Below are 10,070 nucleotides of genomic sequence, written 5' to 3' on the forward strand. Positions count from 1 at the left end.
TTATAGACCTCACGGGTGGTTGAAGTAACCACCCGTGAGGTCTTCTGTCGGGGTGAGAGGATTTGAACCTCCGACCTCACGGACCCGAACCGTGCGCTCTACCGGTCTGAGCCACACCCCGATAGTTTTGGAAAGCGTGCGAATTATACCACTGCATGGCACACGTACCACTGCGATTTATTTAGGCAAGCCAGGTTACGGATTCAGAATAATCTCAATACTATAAACATAAACATACTTCTCCAGCTCCAGGTCACTGACGCTTAGGAGTGGATTATCCTGTCGAAAGGTCAGGCGCGCCAGGGTGGGTTCGGTCACTTTATAAGGAAGGGTCGTCTCAAAGGCTTGAGTCTCGATTCCATCGAATTGCAAGATACGGGTGGAAATTGGTTCTCCATCTGGAAGGATTAATTCAACAACTATGGGTTGGTCATTGAAAGGCCAGATGCGTCCTTTGAGGCCGACTTCACCTGCATAAAAATTAGCTTTCTCCTTGAGTCCTTCAACCATCACCCTCTCGTAGATCATATTACCGGGCGGGTTGATCTGTGGCGACCCAATGGAATACAAAAGTACAGGCATGGTGTTCAATGCTTGAATGCGCCCAAAATCATCTTTACTGCTGACGCGAATATAGCCCGCCTCAGTTACAGCGCGGATTTCAAATTTCAGGTCAAACCTGCGGAAGATACCTTTTAGATTCCTCGTCACCTTTTCCAGATCACGAAAGAGCACGCGGCCATCTTCACCCAGCAAGTCCACTTGCACAACCTCGCTTTCACCTGAAACAAGCTCCACTTGCAAATTTATCGGGGAGGTTACGCTGGAGGCAGGCCCTGGGGTCAAGAAATGGATTTGCGCAAAATCTGTAAAACCCGCCGCATATGTAGGTGTTGGGCTGGGGATCTCAGGCAATGGAAGTGGAAATTCAGTTGAGATTGGTACTAAAGTTTCAGTGGGCAATGCAGTTGGGGTCAACGCATCGGCTGTGGCAAATGCGGATTGACCTGTAAGCGCAACCACCGTTGAGAGGTAATTGGGAGGTAAAGGTGTGGGTGTGGATACTGCGGCTTGCGAGCAGGCAGATAACAGCCCAAGAAGAGAAGCGAGAAAGAGTGTTTTCGATTTCATATTAATAGGAGAGACGCCCCGGCAGGCAGGGCGTCTCATTGGATTCATCCAGATTACAGCCCGTAAATATCGCTGTATTTCTTTGTCAGATAACGAACATAAGCGGCAGAGTCAATCCTCTCACCTGTGGCTCTTTGAACCAAATCCTGTGGATCATACTTGTGACCATGCACATGGATTTTCTCGCGCAGCCAGCCGAGCAGTTCATCGAACTTGCCCTTGCGGATTTGATCTTGAAGGTCGTGGATATCTTTGTTGATGACTTCCCACAATTGCGCCGAGATAATATTGCCAAGCGCGTAAGTGGAGAAGTAACCGATCATACCGCCCGACCAATGCACATCTTGCAAAACACCTTTGGCATCATTGGGTGGCGTAATGCCGAGATAATCCTGCATTTTTGCATTCCAAATTTCAGGCAGGTCTTTGACGGCCACACTTCCCTCGGCCATGGCAATTTCAATTTCAAGGCGAAGCATAATGTGCAGGTTATAAGTTGCCTCATCTGCATTCACGCGGATCAATGAAGGCTCAACTTTATTGATACCCTTGTAAAAAGATTTCGCCGTTATGCCATCCAACTGCGATGGAAAGGCTTTTTTCAATTCGGGGAAGAAATGCTCACAAAATGGAAGCGAGCGGCCAACTAGGTTTTCCCACATGCGGGATTGCGATTCGTGCACCGCGAGGGAAGTTCCGTTTTCTAGAGGTGTGCGTTCATAGGCGGGGTTGATGCCCTGCTCATACATCGCATGACCAGATTCGTGCATGGCGCTGAAAATGGTCGCGAGCGGGCTGCCCACTTCATAGCGATTTGTAATACGAACGTCGTTCACGCTGAAAGAAGTTTCAAATGGATGAGGGGCTTTATCTTGCCTGCCGCGAGTAAAGTCATAACCAAACTTAGAAATGATCTTCTCGCTAAAACCCCATAATTTCTTTTCATCAAATTTTTTATGCAGGAAGTCATTCTTTACCTGCTTGGATGATTTAATCGCATTGATCAGCGCAACCTGTTTCGGGCGCAGGTTCCCAAAAATTTCCTGCACCTCGGCGGTTTTCAAACCGGGCTCAAAATCATCCAGCAAAATATCATAAGGATGATCGGCGGGCGGGAAGAATGAAATATATTTCTTTACCAATTCCACCACTTTTTCAAGATGAGGCTGGAAGATGGAAAAATCAGATTTGGATTTCGCCTCGACCCAGGCTTCAAACGCCTTGGATGAAACAATTGCCTGCTCTGCCACAAAGGAGGCTGGCACACGCATGGCCTTGTCGTAATTGCGCGCCGCCACACGGATCAACGCGGCATCATCTGAATCGGAACCTGCAAATTCAGTTTTGAGTTCATCGAGCAGTCTCCCAACTTCCTGCGAAGTCGCTTTTTCATGGGAAATCTTACCCAGCGTGGCAAGATGCCGCCCTCGCGCTTCACTGCCACCGGGCGGCATGTTAACCTGCTCATCCCAACCCAACACGCTCGCGGCATGACCCAAATCGGAAACCTCGCCAAGGATTTCCTTAAGCTGATTCAATTTTTCTGACACGAAGACCTCCAGGGTTATGTAGTTTTTGTGACGCAACAAACGCCTCACACCTAACGGACGCTTGATTCTGTTTCCTCGAGCATTTCATCCGCTCTGGCATGGGCAAAAAATCAACGTGATTGTATCGTAATTTCGAGTAGGACAAATTGTCAATTTGTCCTACGGGCATTTGTGCTTTACACCCAAGCCATTAATAGTGATGTAAGCTGTCACACCCTCGCGGATTTCAAATCTTTCTGCTTCTGGCTCACCCGGGACGAATAGATCATAGGCCGTGTAACTGCCAGGGTTGACCTGAACCTCGTTTTTATATTCGGCATTGGTCCATAAGGAAGGCAGGTAAATATCACCGGGTGCAATGAACATATCATGCTCAGTACAATTTTTTATGTAAGCAGGCAGGGGCCATTCTGTGAAGGTGAAGTCGGGCAATTGGTTTATGTCACCGTCAACTATGGAATAAATAGTTTGAATAGATACCCAGCCTGTATTATTTGAATCGGGGATATTCACTTGAACCCAACCCGAAAGCACATCCCGCGCGATTGCCTTTGCACTTTCATCCTTATGCAAAACGCCGATCTGGTTGTATTCCAAACCCGGGCCACGGCGGATGTAAATATTTCCTTTCACGGCGGTGATCGTCACCGAAGGCAAAGGTGTAGGAGAAACCTCGGTTGCAGTGGGAGCAATTGTCGGCGTTGAAAGAGGCGTTGAAGTCGGCAGGGCAAGTGACTCAGTCTGGATTGGTTCAATGTCCCTTGCTGTGGGTATGGCGCGCGCATCCAACCTCGCCCGAAAACACCCCTGAGTCATCGAAGCAATGACCAGGAGAAATATTAATTTCCGAAATTTGGACATGGTTACTCGTAACGCAGGGCTTCGACTGGCTCTAAATTCGCGGCGCGGCTGGCGGGGTAAATGCCGAAGAACAGGCCAATGATGGCCGAGAAACTCGTGGATAGTATGATTGCATCTGTGCCAACAATGGGAATAAAGTTATTGCCCGTTGCCGTAGCGACCTGCCCTACTATGAAGGCGATCAGCCAGCCAAACATAATACCGATAATGCCACCGATCAAACTAAGCAAAGATGACTCAGTAAGGAATTGGAGCAGAATATCGCGCTTGCGTGCGCCAAGGGCTTTGCGTAAACCGATCTCACGGGTGCGCTCGGTGACGGATACCAGCATAATATTCATAATGCCAATGCCGCCGACGAGCAGGGAAATGCCCGCAATGCCGCCAAGGAAAATCGTGAGCACGCCTGTGATGGTTTCAAATGTGGCAAGAAAATCCTGCTGCGTGAAAATTGTAAAATCATCCACGCCTATCGGAGTGCGGTGACGTTGACGGATGATATTCCCGATCTCTTCCGAGGCAGTTAAAACCGTTTCAGCCGATGTAGCCTGCACGAAAATTACATCCACTTCATCGCGCGAGCTGCGTTTGATCAGGCGTGCCTGTGCGGTGGTAAATGGAATATAGGCAGCGTTATCTTCACTGCCGAATGCGCCGCCGCCTTTCGCAACCAATACGCCGATCACACGGAAAGGCTGACCTTCAACGCGGATCGTTTCACCAACAACCCCATCTACATGACCGAATATAGCCTCTGCAGTTTCAGGCCCAAGCACCACCACAGACATGCGCCCAAGCAGGTGTTCTTGATTGATGAATTCACCTTCCAACAATTCCATATTGCGTACAACAGAATAATCGGGTGTGACGCCTGAGATTGTTGTTGTGGAGTTTTCACCTGCAAAGGTCAGTGTTCCATTTCCTTGAATGGCAGGGGCAACCAACTCTACCGAAGGTGCGGCAAAGGGGTCAGCGATTGCATCTGCATCTGCCAATGTCAACGGACGATCGTTGTTGCCGCTTCTGCCATCACCTGGCCCGCCGGGTCCCTGCTGAGGGCTGCCACTGAAGACAAATAAAAGGTTTGTGCCAATGCTTGAAATGGAGCCTGTAATGGAAGCTTGTGCACCATTACCCACGGCCAGCATGGCGATCACTGCGGCTACACCGATCACAATGCCAAGCACTGTAAGACCGGAACGCATCTTGTTACCGTTCAAACTTTCAAGAGCTTCAAAGATTGCTTGTGCAAAGCTCATAGTTCCCTGCCTTTATTTTCTTCTTCTACAGACGAGTCAATCTCACCGTCACGCAAACGGATGATCCTCTGAGTTTGCACGGCAATGTTGGGGTCATGCGTCACGATGATGAGAGTCGTACCGCGTTCTTTATTCAGGCCGAGCAGAAGATTCATGATCTCTTTACCAACTTTTGAATCGAGGTTACCCGTTGGCTCATCTGCCATGATGATGGCGGGGTCGTTCACGAGAGCGCGGGCCACCGCCACACGCTGCTGCTGTCCGCCGGAGAGTTCATAAGGACGATGTGTCATGCGATCTTGCAAGCCGACTGCTTCGAGCGCAGCCTGCGCGCGCTCACGACGGCCTTCTGTAAACCCCGCATAGCGCAAAGGTAATTCCACATTTCCTAATGCTGTCAAACGCGAAAGCAAATTAAAACTTTGAAAGACAAAACCCACTTTGCGGTTGCGGACGCTCGCCAACTGGTCGTCATTCATCTCAGCAACTGATTCACCGTCCAGGATATATTCACCCGATGTCGGCCTGTCCAAACAGCCAATCGTGTTCATCATGGTGGATTTCCCCGAGCCAGACGGCCCCATAATGGAAACCATTTCGCCGCGTTCGATCTTAAACGAAACATCTCGCAATGCCTGCACTTCAAACTCGCCCATCTTGTATATTTTGGTCAGGTTGCGCGCTTCGATCACCCAATCCATATCAGCCTCCAAACGGCCCGCCATTCAAAGAGGGCGGATTGAGAATGATCAGATCGCCTTCCTTGACATCACCACTCACAACCTCGCTCATCGTATCGGATGAAGCCCCGAGTCGGACTTTGACTTGAACTGGCTGGCCATCGACGAGCACGTACACCACCCGATTCCCATCCACCAAACGGACGGCGCGATTTGGGATCAGTACAACATTTTTGACTTCTTCAACTACAACATTGACAGCGGCAGTCATGCCAGGTTTTACAGATTCATCGGCATCAGTTAATTCAATGGTCACAGTAAAGCTGACAACGCCCTGTACCGTATCACCGGCTTGCCCCACCTGCACAACTTCACCGTGATATTCCTTGCCCAGGATCGCATCAAATGTAAGCGTGGCAGGCTGACCCAACGAAACGCTGTTGATATCCACTTCTGAGACTTGCACATCCACCAATAAATGAGAGAGGTCATCAACGCGAAAACCAACAGTACCCATGGAAACCTGATCCCCAACAGCCGGGATTGCCTGGGTAACTGTTCCATCAAAGGGTGCGATCAAATATGCCATATTCAATGTGGATTGGGCTGCTGCAACACGTGCTTCCGCGGCGGCCACTTCGGATGAATCTGAACCGCCCAGCAGGCGCTCATAAGCACGGCGTGCATCATCAAGGCGGGCTTCGGCCAGGGCAAGGTCTTTATCAGCCTGTGCAATTGTTTCCTCGCTGGCGTATCCCTTGTATTGCCTTGACTTCAATACACCGAATTCGTAAAAGTAATCGGTGATCTCTATTTTGCCGTTAAGCTTCATACGCCAGTTATAGGCTTTCTCGTAGGCTTCTTCGGCATCGTCTACAACTTGTTGAGCTTCCAAGCGGCTGGTGTCGGAGGTGAGCAAATCTTCCAGGGCTTTTTGGGCGGTAGCCAGGTCTGCCTCTGCCAGGATAATGTTCTGGCTGAGGGAAGCCTTATCGAGGCTGGCCAGCACATCGTCACGAGAGACGCGGCTTCCTACTTCGACGAGAATGGTCTCCACGACTCCGCTCGTCTGCCAAATCAGGCTGGCACTTTGTCTGGCGCGCACACTTCCAGTTGCACCCACCGATGCGACCAAATTACCGCGTTCAACCGGTGATGTTTGAAAAAGTGCTACTTCTTCCTTGCCTGAATTGGCAAATATGATGATCAATAACACGACTACTACTACACCCGCAATGATCCATGTTCTGCGGGAAATTTTTGAAAAAAATTTTTTCATTCTGGTTATTCCTCCGGGGATACTGTCAGCAAGCGCCTGAATAGTTCCATTTTTATACGAATTTTGAATCTTTAGGTTGTTCGGGCGCAGACTGCGAAAAGTAGTTTATCAAACAAATGTGGATAAATTGTGCAGAAATATTTTACCGCTTGTTCCATAAATCACGAAACTTGTTAACAATAAATTCGTGACGATTGTCTCTCGGTTTTGTGACTTTTACGCCTATGTCTGTCCGATTAGTTTAGGTATCATCATATAAAGCTTTTAGATGTAGAGTCCCACATTATTTCGGAGGCATTTCATGCAGGCAGTACCCAGTGAATTTTTAGCAATTGACCGCAAAGAGCGCGCCAACAAACCTTTCTTTGATCTTGATCTGCGCGCACCTGAGGTACGAACCTGTGACTTCGAGGACGTGGTCATTGAATTTGATCCTGAGCGCGCCATGGTGGAAGCGGCCCGCTGCATTCACTGCCCCGATCCTGCTCCCTGCATGACGGCTTGCCCAACCTCGAACGACATCCCCTCTGCCATGTGGCTAATTGAACAGGGACGTTTTGTGGATGCGGCTGGAATTTATCACAAGACCAGCTCCCTCCCCGAAGTATGCGGACGCGTTTGTCCGCACGAGGCTTTGTGCCAGGGTTCCTGTGTATTGAATAAGCATCATCAACCCGTACTTTGCGGCGAGTTGGAAGCCTTCACAGCGGACTATGAACGCCGCACGACTGGCTACGTCATCCCGGTTGGCATACCGAATAAAAGAAGAATTGCCATCATTGGCGCAGGCCCAGCCGGGCTTGGGTGTGCAGATGTCCTCGTCCAAAAAGGGTATGAAGTAACCATATTTGAATCCAAGCCTGCGCCAGGTGGGTTGCTTGTTTACGGCATCCCGAATTTCAAGCTACCAAAAGACGTCTGGCAGGAAAAATGGGAAGAGTTTGAACGTGCAGGTGTGGAGTTTGTGCCAAATACGTATATCGGAAAAGATAAGACCATCAACAGTTTATTTGGTGAAGGTTTTGAAGCCGTGTTCATCGGTGTAGGTTCTGAAATAGATGCAAAAATGGAAGATACGCCCGGCACTGACCTGCCCGGCGTATACGAAGCGACAGATTTTCTCATCCGTGGAAATGTAGAACCCGAACAACTCCCTGAGAATATGCGCCAGCCGCTTGAGATCGGCAAACGTGTAGTTGTCATCGGCGGTGGTGATACAGCATCTGATTGTTTGCGAACCGCATTACGACTCGGCGCAGAGGATGTCACTTGCTTATATCGCCGTACAGAAAAAGAAATGCCCGGCGGAAAGAAAGACCGCAAAATGGCACGTGAGGAAGGCGCAAAATATCGCTTCCTGACCCAACCTGTAAAATTCATCGCCGGGGCAAATGGAAAACTTGCCGCTGTTGAGTGCATTGAAATGAAACTCGGTGAACCAGATGCAAAGGGACGCCGCAAACCCGTTCCAGTAGAAGGCTCGAACTTCAGCGTTGCTGCAGATACAGCCATTCTCGCGCTTGGTTATTGGCCAGACCCTATCATTGGTAAAACCACGCCAGACCTTGAAACAAAGGATTGGGGCTTGATTAGTGTCAAGAACAAAGCCACAGGTGAGACATCACGTGAAGGTATATTCTCCGGCGGCGATTGCGTCACAGGGCCAGATCTAGTTGTCACGGCCATGGTGGCCGGTAGAAAAGCCGCATTCGCAATTGATAAATACCTGCAGAATTAAGAACTACCTGTTGTGAGGGCAGGGTACCTAGAAGGGCGAGGCCAAACGGCTTCGCCCTTCGCTTTTGTTATACAATACCCACGCTTATAAATTGCGCTCTCCCGCTTTTGAAAAAGCGCAATTTATAAGCGCACTGGGTATAATCCAGCCCATGTTTCAAAATATCATACGAGGGCTTGAAATCACATTAGCCCTCATCATTCTCGCTGCAATCACGGGGTATAGCAACCCATCACTCACGCACCCCACTGAAAAAGTGCGCGCTTATACCCGCCAGATCGAATTCAACTATATGGAGTGGATGTCTAATGCGGCTATCGTTAAATTACGTGCAGCTTCAGTCGGCGCCCCATACACATTGGATCATTCGACACAAAAGCAGATCGTCAACGAATATTTACGTGTCACCCAACTCATCCTCGATAAAGAATATCTGCTCGCTCAAATCTATGCCGATGCCGCGGTCACTGATAAGGAAATTGCATCCGAATCATTGCGAGGCGAGCTGGCAAAACTTTATGCAAGGCAGAGCGAACTCGCTCCGCTGGCAGAGGCCATCTTGCAAGAGCAGGTAGCTCAAGTGTTGGCAGAGAACGGGTTGACAGCCGCGGGCCAGTCTTTGCCGAACGTTTGGTATCACTCCACACCTTTGCCGATGGCGCTCATCGTTTCGCCGCGAGATCATATTGAACAGGTTGCAAACATTTCCATCAATACAGATTTGACGGTTGACGAACAAGCCGAACTTGAAAGCAGTGTGGATAATGGCCTCAATACATCCTCGCTCGTCGTAAATATTGGCGGTGTTGGGGTTTACCCAACCATGGTCATGCGCACCACAAATTTACAATGGCTGCTCAACACCATTTCGCATGAATGGACTCATAACTACCTGACCCTTCGCCCGCTCGGATTTTTATACTCCAATTCACCTGAACTTCGCACCATGAACGAGACCACCGCCTCCATCGCCGGGGATGAAATCGGAGCACTGGTCATCGAACGTTATTACCCTGAACAAATCTCCGCTTCACCCTCAAGCCCTTCGACTTCGCTCAGGACAGGCCTCAGCCTGATCTCTGCTCCGTTTGAGCATCCCACCCCTGGGAATTTTCTGCGTCCTCCATTTGATTTCCGCGCGCAGATGCATGAAACGCGAGTCACAGCAGATGCCCTGCTGGCAGAAGGAAAGATCGAAGAAGCCGAAGCATACATGGAAGAGCGCCGCTTGATCTTCTTAAAAAACGGATATTTACTACGCAAGCTCAACCAGGCTTATTTTGCATTCCATGGGGCCTACGCGGATGTACCCGGCGGTGCGGCAGGTGAAGACCCTGTTGGCCCTGCTGTGCGTGAATTACGTGCGCAAAGCGAATCGCTTGCGGATTTTGTCAACACCATGTCTTGGATGTGGAAATATGAGCAATTACAAGAGGCGGTAAACCAGTAAATGAAACGAACACTATTCATCTTTGCATTATTGATTGCAGGCATTTTCATTCTTAGCGGATGCGTACAAGAAACAGAAACCCCACCCACGCCCACCCCCTTAATTATTGAACAACCAATTGT

The 10,070-nt window shown here is 49.5% G+C and carries 8 protein-coding genes and 1 tRNA gene; 2 read left to right on the forward strand and 7 right to left on the reverse strand.

All coding sequences use genetic code 11. The features are described from left to right. Nucleotides 1-47: 47 nt before the first annotated feature. The 7 genes from AC14M5_RS06085 to AC14M5_RS06115 all read right to left on the reverse strand — a co-directional run bounded on the left by AC14M5_RS06085 (nt 48) and on the right by AC14M5_RS06115 (nt 6,760). Nucleotides 48-121: transfer RNA gene (locus AC14M5_RS06085), tRNA-Pro, on the reverse strand. Nucleotides 122-195: 74 nt separating this feature from the next. Next, nucleotides 196-1,131 (reverse strand): hypothetical protein, encoded by a 936-nt coding sequence (locus AC14M5_RS06090; protein ID WP_484028749.1) that lies wholly within the window; start codon nt 1,129-1,131, stop codon nt 196-198. Nucleotides 1,132-1,184: 53 nt separating this feature from the next. Then, nucleotides 1,185-2,681, reverse strand: coding sequence for a carboxypeptidase M32 (locus AC14M5_RS06095; RefSeq protein WP_484028750.1), 1,497 nt, complete (start codon nt 2,679-2,681; stop codon nt 1,185-1,187). A gap of 159 nt (nt 2,682-2,840) precedes the next feature. Beyond that, complete coding sequence (locus AC14M5_RS06100) at nt 2,841-3,542, reverse strand: SH3 domain-containing protein (RefSeq protein WP_484028751.1); 702 nt, start codon at nt 3,540-3,542, stop codon at nt 2,841-2,843. 2 nt (nt 3,543-3,544) lie between these two features. Beyond that, nucleotides 3,545-4,801 carry an ABC transporter permease gene (locus tag AC14M5_RS06105; protein ID WP_484028752.1) on the reverse strand — a complete coding sequence of 419 codons (1,257 nt, stop codon included), beginning with the start codon at nt 4,799-4,801 and terminating at the stop codon, nt 3,545-3,547. Continuing rightward, entirely contained in the window at nt 4,798-5,502 is a 705-nt protein-coding gene (locus AC14M5_RS06110; protein ID WP_484028753.1) for an ABC transporter ATP-binding protein, read from the reverse strand. The genes AC14M5_RS06105 and AC14M5_RS06110 overlap by 4 nt, the downstream gene beginning before the upstream one ends. A 1-nt stretch (nt 5,503) precedes the next feature. Beyond that, complete coding sequence (locus AC14M5_RS06115; RefSeq protein ID WP_484028754.1) at nt 5,504-6,760, reverse strand: efflux RND transporter periplasmic adaptor subunit; 1,257 nt, start codon at nt 6,758-6,760, stop codon at nt 5,504-5,506. A 301-nt stretch (nt 6,761-7,061) separates the two neighbouring features. Between AC14M5_RS06115 and AC14M5_RS06120 the strand changes: the two genes are divergently transcribed. Together AC14M5_RS06120 and AC14M5_RS06125 are read left to right on the forward strand one after the other, a co-directional pair. After that, on the forward strand, nt 7,062-8,498 hold the full coding sequence (locus AC14M5_RS06120; protein WP_484028755.1) for an NAD(P)-dependent oxidoreductase: 1,437 nt from the start codon (nt 7,062-7,064) through the stop codon (nt 8,496-8,498). Nucleotides 8,499-8,649: 151 nt separating this feature from the next. Then, entirely contained in the window at nt 8,650-9,948 is a 1,299-nt protein-coding gene (locus tag AC14M5_RS06125; protein WP_484028756.1) for a hypothetical protein, read from the forward strand. The last annotated feature ends 122 nt before the right edge of the window (nt 9,949-10,070 follow it).

It is taken from the genome of Candidatus Villigracilis sp. (genome assembly GCF_057083605.1).

Excerpts from the sequence above, each read along its gene's own strand:
- AC14M5_RS06090 (WP_484028749.1), bottom strand. The coding sequence starts at position 1,131 with ATGAAATCGAAAACACTCTTTCTCGCTTCTCTTCTTGGGCTGTTATCT.
- AC14M5_RS06100 (WP_484028751.1), bottom strand. The coding sequence starts at position 3,542 with ATGTCCAAATTTCGGAAATTAATATTTCTCCTGGTCATTGCTTCGATG.
- AC14M5_RS06105 (WP_484028752.1), bottom strand. The coding sequence starts at position 4,801 with ATGAGCTTTGCACAAGCAATCTTTGAAGCTCTTGAAAGTTTGAACGGT.
- AC14M5_RS06110 (WP_484028753.1), bottom strand. The coding sequence starts at position 5,502 with ATGGATTGGGTGATCGAAGCGCGCAACCTGACCAAAATATACAAGATG.
- AC14M5_RS06115 (WP_484028754.1), bottom strand. The coding sequence starts at position 6,760 with ATGAAAAAATTTTTTTCAAAAATTTCCCGCAGAACATGGATCATTGCG.
- AC14M5_RS06120 (WP_484028755.1), top strand. The coding sequence starts at position 7,062 with ATGCAGGCAGTACCCAGTGAATTTTTAGCAATTGACCGCAAAGAGCGC.
- AC14M5_RS06125 (WP_484028756.1), top strand. The coding sequence starts at position 8,650 with ATGTTTCAAAATATCATACGAGGGCTTGAAATCACATTAGCCCTCATC.